This window comes from Bradyrhizobium sp. CCBAU 21365, assembly GCF_015291305.1.
GTDB classification, from domain to species: Bacteria; Pseudomonadota; Alphaproteobacteria; order Rhizobiales; family Xanthobacteraceae; genus Bradyrhizobium; species Bradyrhizobium elkanii.
Window position 1 is genome coordinate 8,618,062 of record NZ_CP030036.1, and the last position, 14,591, is coordinate 8,632,652.

The following is a 14,591-nucleotide window of genomic DNA, read 5'->3' on the forward strand; positions in this document are numbered from 1 at the left end:
CCGGATCATTGCCTCGAAAATAATAACACCGGCCGGAGCTTACCCACCCGGCCGGTGTCTTGTCGCTTACTTTCCGAGCTTGCCGAGCGCTTCGGTGAGCTCCGGAACCGCCTGGTAGAGGTCGGCGACCAGGCCGTAATCGGCGACCTGGAAGATCGGCGCGTCCTCATCCTTGTTGATGGCGACGATCACCTTGGAGTCCTTCATGCCGGCCAGATGCTGGATCGCGCCGGAGATGCCGACCGCGACATAAAGTTCCGGGGCCACCACCTTGCCGGTCTGGCCGACCTGCCAGTCGTTCGGCGCATAGCCGGCATCGACCGCGGCGCGCGAGGCGCCGACGCCGGCGCCGAGCTTGTCGGCGAGCGGCTCGATGTACTTGGCGAAGTTCTCGCGGCTCTGCATGGCACGGCCACCCGAGACGATGATCTTGGCCGAGGTCAGCTCGGGGCGGTCGCTCTTGGCGACTTCCTCGCCGACGAACGTCGACAGGCCCGGATCGGCGGCCGAAGCGGCGTTCTCGATCGCCGCGCTGCCGCCTTCGCCGGCGGCGGCGAAGGTCGAGGTGCGGACCGTGATCACCTTCTTGGCGTCCTTCGACTTCACGGTCTGGATCGCGTTGCCGGCATAGATCGGCCGCTCGAAGGTGTCGGGCGCGACGACCTTGATGATCTCGGAGACCTGCATGACGTCGAGCAAGGCTGCGATGCGCGGCATCACATTCTTGAAGCGCGAGGTCGCGGGCGCGACGAACGCGTCATAGCCGGGAGCCAGCGCGACGATCAGCGCAGCCAGCGGCTCGGCAAGGTCGTGCTCATAGGCGGGGCCTTCGGCCACCAGTACCTTGGTGACGCCGGCAAGCTTGGCAGCTGCTTCCGCCGCCGCCTTGGTGCCCTGGCCGCCACCGGCAACCAGCACATGGACATCGCCGCCGAGCTGGCTCGCCGCGGTCAGCGCCTTGTTGGTCGCGTCCTTCAGCGTCTCGTGGTCGTGTTCAGCAATCAACAGCGTCGTCATCAGAGAACCCCGGCTTCGGTCTTGAGCTTGTTCACGAGTTCGGCGACGTCCTTGACCTTGACGCCCGCCTTGCGGCCTGCCGGTTCCGCGGTCTTCAGCACTTCCAGACGCGGCGTCACATCGACGCCGTAGTCGGCGACGCTCTTGTCGTCGATCGGCTTCTTCTTCGCCTTCATGATGTTGGGCAACGACGCGTAGCGCGGCTCGTTGAGGCGAAGATCAGTGGTAACGATCGCCGGGCCCTTGAGCTTGATGGTCTGCAGGCCGCCGTCGACTTCGCGGGTGACCTTGAAGTCACTTCCTTCGACCTCGAGCTTGGAGGCGAAGGTCGCCTGCGACCAGCCGAGCAGCGCGGCCAGCATCTGGCCGGTCTGGTTCGAGTCGTCGTCGATCGCCTGCTTGCCGAGAATGACGAGGCCGGGCTGCTCCGCCTCGACCACCGCCTTCAGGATCTTGGCAACCGCGAGCGGTTCGACATTGCCTTCAGCCTTGACCAGGATGCCGCGGTCGGCGCCCATCGCAAGTCCGGTGCGAATGGTCTCGGAGGCCTGTGCGGGTCCGATCGACACCACCACCACTTCGGTCGCCTTGCCGGCTTCCTTCAGCCGCAGCGCTTCCTCGACGGCGATTTCGTCGAACGGGTTCATCGACATCTTGACGTTGGCGAGCTCCACGCCCGTCCCGTCACTCTTGACGCGGACCTTGACGTTGTAGTCGACGACCCGCTTTACCGGCACAAGAACCTTCATCGATCCTCTTTCGCTTTGATTTTATGGGTTTCGGTTGGCTGGCGCGGAACCTAAAGGTCCCGTTTCTCCCGGTCAACGCGCCAAAGCCAAAAAACCGTCCCCTGATTTTGAACCAGTTTAGCGGTTCTGGCCCGGCACCCACAACACGTCCCCCGCTCCTTTATTGTTCTGGAAGCGGCTGGCAACGAACAGGAAATCCGACAGGCGGTTCATATACTGGATGCCAGCCTGATTGACCGGCTCATCGGGTTGGGCGGCGAGTTCCACCATCATCCGTTCCGCGCGGCGACATATCGTCCGGGCAAGATGCAGATAGGCGGAGGCGGGCGTGCCGCCGGGCAGCACGAACGAGGTCAGCGGCGCGAGCTGGTCGTTCAGACTGTCGATATCGCGCTCGAGCCGCTCGACCTGGCTTGCCAGCATCCGCAGACGTTCGGCCTTGCCCTCGCGCTCAGGCACCGCGAGGTCGGCGCCGAGATCGAACAGATCGTTCTGGATCCGGCCGAGCATCGCATCGACCTCGGGGCTGCCGGCAAGATGCAGCCGCACCACGCCGATCGCAGCATTGGTCTCGTCTACCGTGCCATAGGCGGCAATGCGCAGATCGTATTTCGGCCGCCGCTCGCCGGAGCCGAGCGCGGTGGTGCCGTCATCGCCGGTGCGCGTGTAGATCCGATTGAGAACGACCATGGCAGGCTCCGGTGTTCGATGTTCGAGTCCACCGCTCCGATCGGGAGAGGTAGAGAATAGCCCGACAAATCTACCTCACCTAGCGCCCCATCGCCCAGACCGCGAGCATTGCGAAGACGATGGCCACGAACTGCAGCAGCACGCGCAGCCGCATCAGCTTTTGCGACGTGTTCGGCGAGCCGCCCTTCATCATATTGACGAGGCCGAGCAGGAGCACCAGCGCGACGGCGCCGACGGCGATGGGAAGAATGATCGTGCTGAGGAGAGATGTCATTTGCGGTACATAACACCGCAGGACGCCGACTTCCACACAGCCCGGCCATGCAACCAACTGGCTTTTCAGCGCGTAATATCAGATGCTGGGTCCGTTCTCGGGCCGAGCAGTTTTCGACAATGCCGGGTGGAATGTGAAGCAGCTTCGTTACGTCACCCACGTCGTGATGGATGCCTTTTACACGTTCCTCGCCGACGACGGCTGGGCGATCGCGAGCCACATCGCGCTGTCGACGCTGATGGCGCTGTTTCCGTTCCTGATCGTGCTGACCTCGGTGGCCGGCTTCTTCGGCTCCAAGCAGCTCGCCGACCAGGCGGTCGGGCTGATGCTGCAGGTCTGGCCGCAGCAGGTCGCCGAGGCGCTGTCCGGCCAGATCCACGACGTGCTGACCAACACCCGCGGCGACATCCTGACCATCGGCGCGGTGCTCGCGGTCTACTTCGCCTCCAACGGCGTCGAGGCGCTGCGGGTGGCGCTGAACCGCGCCTACGCCGTGATCGAGCCGCGGCGCTGGTACTGGCTGCGGCTGGAATCGATCGGCTACACGCTGGTCGCGGCGTTCACCTCGCTCGCGATGGCTTTCCTGATCGTGCTCGGGCCGCTGATCATCGAGGCGGCGCGGCGCTATATCCCGTTCTTCGTCGAATCCAACGAGAGCCTGCTCAACACCGCCCGTTACGGCGTCACGATCCTGGCGCTGGTCGTCGCACTCTTCATCCTGCACGCCTGGCTGCCGGCGGGCCGTCGCAGCTTCACGCAGATCCTGCCCGGCATCATCTTCACCATGGTGGCCTCGCTGCTCTCGGGCATCGGCTTCGGCATGTACCTCGCACGCTTCGCCAACAACTACGTCACGATGTATGCGGGACTGGCCTCGGTGGTGATCGCACTGGTGTTCCTGTATTTCATCGCCGCGATCTTCGTGTTCGGCGGCGAGTTGAACGCGGCGATCATCAAGTCGCGGCTGCCGCACGGCGTGTCGCTTCATGCAGCGCAGTCGCGAGCGCCCGCGGGGACACAGGCTTGACCAGGAAGCCGTCGGCGCCGGCAGCGCGCGCCGCGGCTTCGTCTTCGGCCCGGCCGGAAATCCCGACAATCACGATGCGGCCGTGCGGCGGCGGCAGCGCGCGGATGCGCTTGATCGCCTCGATGCCGCCGATGCCGGGCAGCACCATGTCCATCAGCACGGCGTCAAAGGCGCCCTGCACGAGCCGGTCGGGCGCGGCCTCGCCCTGACCGACGAATTCGGCGTGATGACCGAGCTCGGTCAGGATCGTGTTGAGCACGACGCGGCCGAACGGATTGTCCTCGACACTGAGTAGCCGCAGCCCTTGTGACATCAGCGCCGCCGCGCTCGCGCCGGAGCCGGTGCCGGCCGGCCCTTCGGCGGGCTCCAGCTCCACCTTGAGCGTGAAGGTGGTGCCCCCGCCGGCGCGGCGGTCCGCGACGATGTCGCCGCCCATGGCGCGCGCGAGCTGCCTGACGGAGGACAGGCCGAGCCCGGCGCCGCCGAACCGCGCGGCGATCGAGACGTTGGCCTGCGAGAACGGCCGGAACAGGCGCTTGACCTCCGATAGCGTCAGGCCGATGCCGCTGTCGGAGATCGCGAACGCGACGCCGATCTTGTCGCCCGACCTTCCCTTGGCCGCGCCCACCGGCGCGATACGCAGCTCGATGCTGCCCTGCTCGGTGAACTTCACCGCGTTGTCGATCAGATTTTCGAGCGCCGCGCGCAGGCGGACGGGATCGCCGACCGCGAAGGCAGGCAGCTGGTCGGAGACCTCGACGGAAGCCTGCAGCCCCTTGGCTGCCGCACGGCCGGCCAGCGAATCCGCGGCGTGGCGCGCCAGCGTGCGCAGGTCGAAGAAATCCTGCCGGATCTCGAGCCCCGGCCCCTCGCTCCGGGCGGCGTCGACGAACAGGGTCGCAAGGCTCGCCAAATGCTCGGCGCCGGCCTTGATGGTGTCGACCCAGCGCCGCTCGCGCTCGCCGAGATCGGATGTCGCGAGCAGATTGCTGATCGCAAGGATTCCGGTGAGCGGCGTCCGCACCTCATGGGCAAAGGCGGCAAGCGCGGTATCGACCATGCCGGGACCGGCCTTCGGGGCCGGCTTCGGCACGGCACGCTTGCGGCGCGGCCTGGCCGCCACCTTGGCCACTCGTGTCTTGGCCACACGCGTTTTGGCAACACGCGGTTTGGCAGCACGCGGTCTGGTGGCGCGCGTCTTCGGCGGCGTCCTTTTGGATGGCCGCTTGCTGCGCCGTGCGCGCGATTTTGACGCCATGGTCTCCGTGATCCCCGCCCCGGTCGACAACATGGCATGCCAGGCGTGCCGGAGTCACGGCGGCGTTTCCGGTGCGCCCGCGCAAAGCGCCATGATGGTAACCGCACTCCTTTGCGATCAAACCTAGCCAAAATCCCAGGGCAAACCGACCAGGCGGCGGATATCGGCCGGGCTCGCCCCCTCCGCCCGCAACTCGCGCAGCCCGGTCGCCTGGGTCGATTTCGACAACTTTTGGCCGGCCGCGTCTCGGATCAGCCGATGGTGCCGGTAGTTTGGCACGGGCAGACCGAGCAGTTCCTGCAACAGCCGATGCACGCTGGTCGACCAGAACAGGTCAACGCCCCTGACCACATCGGTAACGCCCTGCAGGCCGTCATCGATCACGACCGAGAGATGGTAGCTGGTTGGGGTCTCCTTGCGCGCCAGGATCACGTCGCCCCAGGCCTCAGGCCGGGCCGCGACGTCTCCGCTCTCGCCAGCCGGCCCCTCACCTGCGTCCTGCCAGCGCAGCTCGCCGGCGCGCGCGCGGGCTGACGCCATGTCGAGCCGCAACGCGAACGGCACGCCCTGCCCGATCAGCCGGTCGCGCGCCTCGGCCGACAGCGATTTGGCCAGCCCCGGATAAAGCGGCGCGCCGTCCGGATCACGGGGCCACGCGCCCCCGGCCTCGCGTTCCGCGACCAGCCGCGCGATCTCGGTCCGGCTTTCGAAGCTCGGGTAGACCAGCCCCCGGGCCGACAGGCGGTCGATCGCCGCGCCATAGGCGGCAAAATGCTCGGACTGCCGCCGCACCGGGGTCTCCCAGGCGATGCCGAGCCAGGCCAGATCCTCATAAATCGCCTGCTCGAATTCCGGCCGGCAGCGCGTCGCGTCGATGTCCTCGATCCGCAGCAGCAGGCGTCCGCCCGACTGCCGCGCGAGATCGTGGTTGAGCAGCGCCGAATAGGCGTGGCCGAGATGCAGGTAGCCGTTCGGACTCGGCGCGAAGCGGAAAACGGGTGGCATGGTCATCGGTCACGCGTCATTGCCGGGCTTGCCCGGCGACTCTGGTTCATGCGCCCGGACAAGACTCTGTTACGATAGGAGATCGATGCGCGGGTCAAGCCCGCGCCTGACAAGCCGATGCAGACCCCGCAAATGCTGATTCATCTCGAAACCCAGGCCGACCTCGACGACGCGATCCACAAACTGGTCGACCAGGACCGCCGCCTGCGTCCGATCCTGGAACTGACCGGCATGCCGGCGATCAGGCAGCGCGAGCCTGGATTTGCCGGGCTTGCCGCGATCATCTGCGGCCAGCAGCTCTCGACCGCGAGTGCGGCGGCAATCTGGGGGCGCGTCAGCACGGCGTTCGACCCGTTCCACCATGACGCGATCCGCAAGGCCCGGGCCGACCGGCTCGGCCGGCTCGGGCTGTCGGCGGCCAAGATCAAGACGCTGAAGCACATCGCGCGCGAGCTCGCCGAGGAGCGGCTGAACCTCGACGTCCTTGCCAATGAGGAGGCCGATGCGGCGCACAACACGCTGACGGCGCTGCCCGGGATCGGCCCGTGGACCGCCGATGTCTATCTGCTGTTCTGCCTCGGCCATGGCGATGCCTGGCCCGCGGGCGACCTCGCCGTGCAGGAAGCGGTCAAGGTCGGGCTTGGCTTGAAGGAGCGGCCGACGCCGAAACAGATGGCGCCGCTTGCGGAGCCGTGGCGTCCGCTGCGCGGCGCCGCAGCGCATCTGTGGTGGGCGTATTATCGCGTGCTCAGAAATCGCGAGGGCGTGATCGCAGGCGCAAAGTAGTCGTCGAGAAAAACACACCAACCGCCTGATCGCGTGATATAGAATCAGCAGAGAGATACTTTTTCAATTTGCCGGCCTCGCCCATTTAGCACGCGCAGCACGTCCCTATTGCAAGGAGACGGACCTGATTTCTCTCCGTATCCCGCTGACGCTTCTCTCGGTATCCTTGGGCGCGATCGCCGCGGTGTGGTGGTGGCTCGGCATCCCGGTCAACCTGCCGCGCGCGCCGATCGATCCGAACGACAAGGTGCAGTGCATCTCGTACGCGCCGTTCCGCAACAATCAGACATCACTTTCGCCGGCGACGCAGGTCTCGCCGGAACAGATCGCGGAAGACCTCGCCCAACTCGCGAAGATTTCCGACTGCATCCGCACCTATGCTACCGATCTTGGTCTCGACCAGATTCCCGCACTCGCGGCCAAGGCGGGGCTGAAGGTCATCCAGGGCATCTTCCTCGATCGGGACCGCAAGAAGAATGCAACGCAGGTCGCCACCGCGATCCGCCTCGCCAAGGAATATCCGGAGACGATCATCGCGCTCGTGGTCGGCAACGAGGTGTTGCTGCGCAAGGAAATGTCGGCTTCCGACCTCGCCGCCACGATCCGCTCGATCAAGGCGCAGGTCTCCGTCCCCGTCACCTATGCCGACGTCTGGGAATTCTGGCTGAGCAATCGCGAACTTTCCGACGCGGTCGACTTCGTCACGGTTCATATCCTGCCGTATTGGGAGAATGTTCCGATCCGGGCGGAAGATGCCGCCGCCCACGCCGACGAGATGCGCCGACAGATCGCGGCGGCTTTTCCGGGCAAGGAAATCTTTATCGGAGAGATCGGTTGGCCGAGCGAGGGGCGCATGCGCGAGTCCGCGCTGCCCTCCCGCATCAATCAGGCGCGAGTGGTTTCGGAGGTCCTCGACCTTGCCCGGCGCGAGCATTTCCGCGTCAACCTGTTCGAGGCCTATGATGAAGGATGGAAGCGGGAGATCGAGGGCACGGTCGGCGGCTCCTGGGGGCTGTTCGATTCCGAGCAGCGCATGCCGAAATATCCGCCGGGCCAGCCGGTCAGCAATTTTCCGCTCTGGAAGCTGCAAATGGTCAGCGGAATGGCGCTGGCGATCCTCGTCTTCGGTGCGGCATGGCTGACCTTGCGCCGCAAGCCGAGAAAGGCCGCATTCGCGTCGTGGCTTGCGATCGCGCTATCGGCGACCACGGCTGGCATCCTGTTTGGCGTCGCCGAGCAAAGATTAGTCTATGAAAGCTACGGAACGGGAGGCTGGCTTGTGTGGGGCTCGCTGCTGGTGGCGGCCACGGCTTCGCCGGTGCTGGGCGCCAACGCCCTGATGTCGGGCCGCGCACCGCCCAGCTTTTCCGAAGTGTTGGGCCCGAAGGGCCACCACACTGAATCGGTGCTGGTGACCCTGCACGGACTGGCCTTGATGATCACCGTCGTGATCGGCACGGCGACCGCAATCGGACTTGTGTTCGACCCGCGCTTCATTGACTTTCCCTTTGCGCCTCTGACCATGGCGGCGGTGCCCTTTGCCGCCGTGACGCTGCTCAATCCTCCCAGCAAGGGAATCCGCCCGCTGGCGGAGTCGATCTTTGCCGGCATTTTCATTGCAACGGCGATCTACACAGGATTCAACGAAGGGGCGGAGAACTGGCAGTCGCTGTGGACCTGCGCGGCCTTTGTCTTGCTCGCGGTGACGCTGTTGCGGGCGCGTGCCTGACAACGCGCCCTAGCCCCGCAGCCTGACGCGGTCCTCGCGCGCGCAGTCGGTGACGAAGCCGATGACGGCGCGCACCGCGGGCAGCGCGACCAGATCGGGATGGGCGAGCAGCCAGAGATCGGAGAGGCTCGAGAGCTTTTGCGGCGCGACCCGCACCAGATCGGGGTAGTCGGCCCCGACCAGGCAGGACAGCGCGCAGATCCCGAGCCCGGCCCGCGCCGCCGCGAGCATGTCGCCCTGCGAGGAACAGCGCATCACCAGCGTGCCCTGCCGGGTGATGACATCGCTCCAGCGCGCCAGATGCGCGTTCGAGGCCTGGTCGGCAAAGCCGATCACATGGTGGCCCCGCCACTCGTCCCGCCGCTCCGGCAGCTTGCGCCCTGCCGCATAGTCGCGGGACGCGTAGAAGCCGGTGCCGAGCCGCCCGATCTTGCGCCCGATCAGGTTCTCCTCTCCCGCATCGACCGGCCGCAGCACCACGTCGGCCTCGCGGCGGCGCACGCTGGCCGGGAACGGATGGGTGATGATCTCGAGCTGGATGTTGGCGTGATCGCGCAGGAACGGGCCGAGGCGCGGCATCAGCCAGTGCGCGGCCAAGGTCGCGCCGATCGACAGCTTCACGACGCCGCGCGCCTGCTCGCCGGTGGCGGACGCGGCCGCCTCCGCGCGGAGGGCCGCCGCGGCCATCGCTTCGGCGTGCTCGCGGAATTTGCGGCCATGCGACGTCAGCGACAGGCCGTCATTGGAACGCGCGAACAGGCGGGTCCCGAGTTGCTGCTCGAGCGCCGCGACGTTGCGGCCGACGGTGGGATGGCTGATGCGCAGCCGCCGTGCCGCCCCGGCAAGGCTGCGTGTCTCCGCCACCGCCACGAATGTCTTGCAAAGCTCCCAGTCCATGCCGCTCCCCTTCCTGCGACACCGTTCATTTCTGGCCGATCCAATGTTCAATATTGAACGCCATGACCGAGCCGTCCAGCCTTATATTGCCGCGCCAAGAGCGCCGCCGCTCCAGCCATCACAATAAATCGCGATCCGCCCGGGCCGCCGGCCGGGCGACGCGCATGGAGGATCCGAAAATGACGCTGCCCGCTTCGCTCGCCAACAAGCTTGAACTGCCGGTCGTCGGCTCCCCGCTGTTCATCGTCTCGGGGCCCGAGCTCGTGATCGCGCAGTGCAAGGCCGGCATCGTCGGCTCGTTCCCGGCGCTCAACGCCCGCCCGGCCGAAAAGCTCGACGAATGGCTGACCCAGATCGAGAACGAACTCGGCGAGTACCAGGCGCTGCATCCGGAGAAGAAGGTCGCGCCCTACGCCGTCAACCAGATCTGCCACGCCTCCAACGACCGCCTGATGCGCGACATGGAGACCTGCGTGAAGCACAAGGTGCCCGTGATCATCACCTCGCTGCGCCCGCCGTCCGAGATCGTCGAGGCCGCGCACTCCTATGGCGGCGTCGTGTTCCACGACGTCATCAACGTGAAGCACGCGCGCAAGGCCGCCGAGCAGGGCGTCGACGGCCTGATCCTGGTCTGCGCCGGTGCCGGCGGACACGCCGGCACGCTGTCGCCGTTCGCGCTGGTGCGCGAGGTCAAGCAATGGTTCAACGGCACGATCCTGCTGTCGGGCGCGATCTCCGACGGCTGGAGCATCGCATCCGCGCTCGCGCTCGGCGCCGACCTCGCCTATATCGGCACCCGCTTCATCGCGACCGAGGAGGCCAACGCCGATATCAGGTACAAGCAGGCGCTGACCGAATACGCCGCGCACGACATCGTCTATTCGAACCTGTTCACCGGCGTGCACGGCAACTATCTCGGACCGTCGATCGCGGCGGCAGGGCTCGATCCGGGCAATCTGCCGGTCGCCGACAAATCCCGGATGAATTTCGGCTCCGGCGGCAACATGAAGGCCAAGGCCTGGCGCGACATCTGGGGTTCGGGCCAGGGCATCGGCCAGATCGCCGATGTCCCGCCGGTCGCCGAACTGGTAACGCGGCTCAAGTCCGAGTTCGCCGCGGCGCGCAGCGGTTTCCTGCGCGCCAGCGCCTGACGCTACTTCACAAAGTCCGGGAGTGAACCATGAAACGAGCGCGACACGCGCTGGCGGCCGCGCTCGCGGTCTGCGCGATCACCAGCACGGCCGCCGCCGACAACGGCAACGAGGCGATCCGGATCGGCCAGACGCTGCCCTATAGCGGACCGGTCTCCGGCTTCGGCACCATCGGCCGCGCCCAAGAAGCGTTTTTCGCGAAGGTCAACGCAGAGGGCGGCATCAACGGCCGGCAAGTGAAGTTCATCACGCTGGACGACGCCTATTCGCCGCCGAAGACCGTCGAGCAGACCCGCAAGCTGGTGGAGCAGGAGGAGGTGCTGATGATGTTCGGCTCGCTCGGAACCGCCACCAACAACGCCGTGCACCGCTATCTTAACACCAAGAAGATCCCGCAATTGTTCGTGCTGAGCGGCGCGACCAAATGGGCCGACCCGAAGACCTATCCGTGGACCATGCCGGGCATGGCCTCCTACGAATCCGAGGGCGTGGTCTATGCCAAATATGTGCTGCAGGCCAAGCCGGACGCGAAGATCGCGATCCTTGCGCAGAACGACGATTTCGGCCGCGACTATGTCGCCGGCTTCAAGCGCGCGCTCGGCAGCAAGGCCGCGAGCATGATCGTCGCGGAAGCGAGCTACGAGACTTCGGCGCCAACCATCAGCTCGCAGCTCGCGACCCTGAAGGCGTCCGGTGCCGATGTGCTGTTCGGAGTCGTGCTCGGCAAGTTCACGCCGCAGATGATCAAGGGCGTCGCCGAGATCGGCTGGAAGCCGGACCTGTTCTTCGTACCGACCTCCGCGTCGTCGATCTCGTTCCTGGAGCCCGCAGGCCTGGAGAACGCGGTCGGCCTGATCTCGTCCAGCAACCAGAAGGACACGATGGACGCGCAATGGGCCGACGATCCCGCCGTGAAGGACTATCTTGCCTTCATGAAGCAGTACCTGCCCAATGCGGACCTCAGCAACTCGAACTACTCGGCGGGCTATCATTATGCGACGCTGCTGATGGCCGTGCTGAAGGCCTGCAAGAACGATTTCAGCCGCGAAAACATCATGCGCCAGGCGGCGTCATTGCGCGACGTCCCGCTGCCGCTATTGTTGCCGGGCATGACGGTGTCGACCGGGCCGGACGACTACCTGCCGTTCCAGCAGTTGCGGCTGCGCCGGTTCAACGGCAAGAGCTGGATCAGCTTCGGCGAGATCCTGGACGATCGCTAGGAGACGAGGCGCGACATGATCATCAGCGGCGAAAGACAGATCAGCTACGGCGACATTCACGCCCGCATCGCGCGGGCGGCCAGCGGCTTCCGGGCGCTTGGCGTGCAGGGCGGCAAACCGGTCGGCATGATGCTGCGCAACGATTTCGCGCTGTTCGAGGTGGTCGCGGCTTCGGCCGCGCTCGGCAGCCCGGTGGTACCGATCAACTGGCATCTGAAGGCCGACGAGGTCGCTTACATCCTGTCCGACAGCGGCGCCGACACGCTGGTCTGCCACGCCGATCTGCTGCCGCAGATCCGCGACGGGCTGCCGCCGGCAATCAAGCTGCTGGTGGTGACGACGCCACCGGAGATCGCCGCGGCCTATGGCGTGGCGCCGGCGCTCACCCGCGTGCCCGACGGCATGACCGACTGGGACGTCTGGCGGGAGACGCACCAACCGCTGACCGACGCGCCGATCGGCGCGGCGCCGATGTTCTACACCTCGGGCACCACAGGACTGCCGAAGGGCGTCAAGCGCAAGCCGATGCGGCCCGAGCAGCAGGCGGCGGCCGCGCACGTCGGCGCCATCACCTATGGCGTCAAGCCGAACGAGGATCAGGTGATCCTGATGAACGGCCCGATGTATCATTCGGCGCCGCACTCCTATGGAATGCTCGCGTTCCGCAACGGCTGTGTGATCGTGCTCGAGCCGCGCTTCGATCCGGAGGATCTGCTGCAACTGATCGAGCGCCACCATGTCACGCACATGCATATGGTGCCGACGATGTTCGTGCGGCTGTTGCGGCTGCCCGAGGAGACGCGGCGCCGCTACGACCTGTCGTCGCTGCGCTTCATCGTCCATGGCGCGGCGCCCTGCCCTGTCGACGTCAAGCGCGCGATGATCGAGTGGTGGGGACCGGTCATCAACGAATATCTCGGCTCGACCGAGACCGGCATCCCGGTCTGGCATTCGTCAGCCGAAGCGCTGGCCAAGCCCGGCACCGTCGGCCGCGCGATCGAAGGCGGCGTCGTCAAGATATTCCGGCCCGACGGAACGCCATGCGACGTCGGCGAGCCCGGCGAGATCTTCATGCGCCAGACGTTGATCTCGGACTTCGACTATCACGGCAATGCCAAGGCACGCGCCGAGGCCGATCACGACGGCCTGATCAGCGTCGGCGATGTCGGCTATCTCGACGCGGACGGTTATCTGTTCCTGTGCGACCGCAAGCGCGACATGGTGATCTCAGGCGGCGTCAACATCTATCCCGCCGAGATCGAGAATGCCCTGATCGGCATGGCAGGCGTGCGCGACTGCGCGGTGTTCGGCGTCCCCGACGACGAGTATGGCGAGCGGCTGTTCGCCTGCGTCGAGCCGGAAGCCGGCGCGACCCTGTCGATCAGCGCGATCCAGGATTTCCTGCGCGGCAAGCTCGCCAATTTCAAGGTGCCGAAGGATATCCGCTTCATGGACGCGCTGCCGCGCGAGGCCACCGGCAAGATCTTCAAGCGTAAGCTGCGCGACCTCTACCGCGAAGGACAGCTCGGCTGAACGATCTGACGGCGAAGCGAACGACGTTTGAAACTTAGTTGCTGTTGCAAACGGCCGGCGAACGAAGCAACGATGCCGGTGCACCAAAGGCCCGGATCATCCGCCATGAACTCGACCGACTTCATCGTCATCCGCAACGATCTGCAGCAATGCAAGGTGATCGAGACGCCGTTGCCCGACGCCGCCGCGCTGCCGGCCGATGCGCTGCTGGTGAAGGTGACCCGCTTCGCCTTCACCGCCAACAACATCACCTATGCGGTGATCGGCGAGCAGCTGAAATACTGGCACCTGTTCCCGGCGCCCGAGGGCTACGGCATCATCCCGGTGTGGGGCTTTGGCAAGGTGCTGGCATCGAAACATCCCATGATCGCAGAAGGCGAAACGCTGTTCGGCTATTTCCCGATGGCGACCCATCTGGTGATCGAGGCGGCCGACGTCAGCAAGCGTGGCCTGCGCGACGGCGCCGCGCACCGGCAGGAGGTCTCGCCAGTCTATAACGCCTATGCCCGGGTCTCCGGCGATCCGACCTATGCCGGCCAGCAGGGCGATTTCCGCGCGCTGCTGCTGCCTCTGTTCATGTTGTCTTTCCTGGTCGACGACTTCCTGGCAGAGAATGAATTCTACGGCGCACGCCGCGTCATCCTGTCGTCGGCCTCGAGCAAGACCGCGTTCGGGCTCGCCCATCTCGCGCACAAACGGGGCATCCCGGTGATCGGGCTGACCTCCGGGGGCAATGTCGATTTCGTCAGATCGCTCGGCTGCTATGACGAGGTCGTCACCTACGATCAGGTCACCGCGATCCCGCCGGCCGAGCCGACAGCCTATGTCGACATGGCCGGCAACAGCGCGCTGCGCGAGGCCCTGCACCGGCACCTCGGCGCGCAGATGGTCTATTCCAGCCGGGTCGGGCTGACGCATCGCGCGAGCGAGCCGGAGGAGCCGACGCTGCCCGGCGCCAAGCCGGTGTGGTTCTTCGCGCCCGACCAGATCCGCAAGCGCGCCAAGGAATGGGGTCCCGGCGGCATCGACCAGCGCTTTGGCGCCGCCTGGGCGGAGCTGGTGCCGCATCTGCCGAATTGGCTCGATGTGGTCGAGCGGCGCGGCCCGGCCGCGGTACGCGAAGCCTATCTCGATACCCTGCAGGGCCGCGTTCCGCCGGATCAAGGCCTGATCCTGTCGCTGGCCGAATAGGCGATATCCCGTCGCGCCCTTTCTGCATGCCTTCGAATGGGTATAGGCTTTGCGGCAATGGGAA

General features: G+C 66.0%; 14 protein-coding genes. 7 read left to right on the forward strand and 7 right to left on the reverse strand.

The features are described from left to right. Positions 1-66: 66 nt before the first annotated feature. The 4 genes from XI02_RS40775 to XI02_RS40790 all read right to left on the reverse strand — a co-directional run bounded on the left by XI02_RS40775 (position 67) and on the right by XI02_RS40790 (position 2,730). Entirely contained in the window at positions 67-1,017 is a 951-nt protein-coding gene (locus XI02_RS40775) for an electron transfer flavoprotein subunit alpha/FixB family protein (protein WP_069280211.1), read from the reverse strand. After that, positions 1,017-1,766: an electron transfer flavoprotein subunit beta/FixA family protein gene (locus tag XI02_RS40780; protein ID WP_016845285.1), complete on the reverse strand. Its 750-nt coding sequence runs from the start codon at positions 1,764-1,766 to the stop codon at positions 1,017-1,019. The genes XI02_RS40775 and XI02_RS40780 overlap by 1 nt, the downstream gene beginning before the upstream one ends. 117 nt (positions 1,767-1,883) lie before the next feature. Beyond that, positions 1,884-2,456 carry a cob(I)yrinic acid a,c-diamide adenosyltransferase gene (locus tag XI02_RS40785; RefSeq protein ID WP_069280212.1) on the reverse strand — a complete coding sequence of 191 codons (573 nt, stop codon included), beginning with the start codon at positions 2,454-2,456 and terminating at the stop codon, positions 1,884-1,886. A gap of 79 nt (positions 2,457-2,535) precedes the next feature. Further along, on the reverse strand, positions 2,536-2,730 hold the full coding sequence (locus XI02_RS40790; protein ID WP_016845283.1) for a twin transmembrane helix small protein: 195 nt from the start codon (positions 2,728-2,730) through the stop codon (positions 2,536-2,538). A 166-nt stretch (positions 2,731-2,896) separates the two neighbouring features. On the opposite strand from XI02_RS40790, the gene XI02_RS40795 reads away from it, so the two are divergent. Next, positions 2,897-3,757 carry a YihY/virulence factor BrkB family protein gene (locus XI02_RS40795; protein ID WP_370143883.1) on the forward strand — a complete coding sequence of 287 codons (861 nt, stop codon included), beginning with the start codon at positions 2,897-2,899 and terminating at the stop codon, positions 3,755-3,757. Here the strand turns inward: XI02_RS40795 and XI02_RS40800 are convergent. Next, positions 3,684-5,015 carry an ATP-binding protein gene (locus tag XI02_RS40800; protein ID WP_172646685.1) on the reverse strand — a complete coding sequence of 444 codons (1,332 nt, stop codon included), beginning with the start codon at positions 5,013-5,015 and terminating at the stop codon, positions 3,684-3,686. The two genes, XI02_RS40795 and XI02_RS40800, sit on opposite strands and share 74 nt — an antisense overlap. A 123-nt stretch (positions 5,016-5,138) precedes the next feature. Then, the gene (gluQRS, locus tag XI02_RS40805) at positions 5,139-6,020 is read right to left on the reverse strand and encodes a tRNA glutamyl-Q(34) synthetase GluQRS (protein ID WP_172649033.1); all 882 of its coding nucleotides are present in this window, start codon (positions 6,018-6,020) and stop codon (positions 5,139-5,141) included. 132 nt (positions 6,021-6,152) lie between these two features. Here gluQRS and XI02_RS40810 point away from each other — a divergent pair, with 132 nt between their 5' ends. Continuing rightward, positions 6,153-6,806 carry a DNA-3-methyladenine glycosylase gene (locus tag XI02_RS40810; protein WP_028333626.1) on the forward strand — a complete coding sequence of 218 codons (654 nt, stop codon included), beginning with the start codon at positions 6,153-6,155 and terminating at the stop codon, positions 6,804-6,806. 166 nt (positions 6,807-6,972) lie between these two features. Further along, positions 6,973-8,535, forward strand: a complete 1,563-nt coding sequence (locus XI02_RS40815; protein ID WP_172646684.1) for a glycosyl hydrolase family 17 protein — start codon at positions 6,973-6,975, stop codon at positions 8,533-8,535. A gap of 9 nt (positions 8,536-8,544) precedes the next feature. Here the strand turns inward: XI02_RS40815 and XI02_RS40820 are convergent, their stop codons facing one another. Next, positions 8,545-9,432 carry a LysR family transcriptional regulator gene (locus XI02_RS40820; protein WP_016845277.1) on the reverse strand — a complete coding sequence of 296 codons (888 nt, stop codon included), beginning with the start codon at positions 9,430-9,432 and terminating at the stop codon, positions 8,545-8,547. A gap of 179 nt (positions 9,433-9,611) precedes the next feature. On the opposite strand from XI02_RS40820, the gene XI02_RS40825 reads away from it, so the two are divergent. The 4 genes from XI02_RS40825 (at position 9,612) to XI02_RS40840 (ending at position 14,527) form a co-directional block, all read left to right on the forward strand. Next, positions 9,612-10,583 carry a nitronate monooxygenase family protein gene (locus tag XI02_RS40825; protein ID WP_172646683.1) on the forward strand — a complete coding sequence of 324 codons (972 nt, stop codon included), beginning with the start codon at positions 9,612-9,614 and terminating at the stop codon, positions 10,581-10,583. A gap of 29 nt (positions 10,584-10,612) precedes the next feature. Then, positions 10,613-11,803 carry an ABC transporter substrate-binding protein gene (locus XI02_RS40830; protein WP_172646682.1) on the forward strand — a complete coding sequence of 397 codons (1,191 nt, stop codon included), beginning with the start codon at positions 10,613-10,615 and terminating at the stop codon, positions 11,801-11,803. A gap of 15 nt (positions 11,804-11,818) precedes the next feature. Beyond that, positions 11,819-13,336 (forward strand): acyl-CoA synthetase, encoded by a 1,518-nt coding sequence (locus XI02_RS40835; RefSeq protein ID WP_172646681.1) that lies wholly within the window; start codon positions 11,819-11,821, stop codon positions 13,334-13,336. Between the two features lie 105 nt (positions 13,337-13,441). Further along, positions 13,442-14,527 (forward strand): DUF2855 family protein, encoded by a 1,086-nt coding sequence (locus XI02_RS40840; RefSeq protein ID WP_172646680.1) that lies wholly within the window; start codon positions 13,442-13,444, stop codon positions 14,525-14,527. Positions 14,528-14,591: the final 64 nt, after the last annotated feature.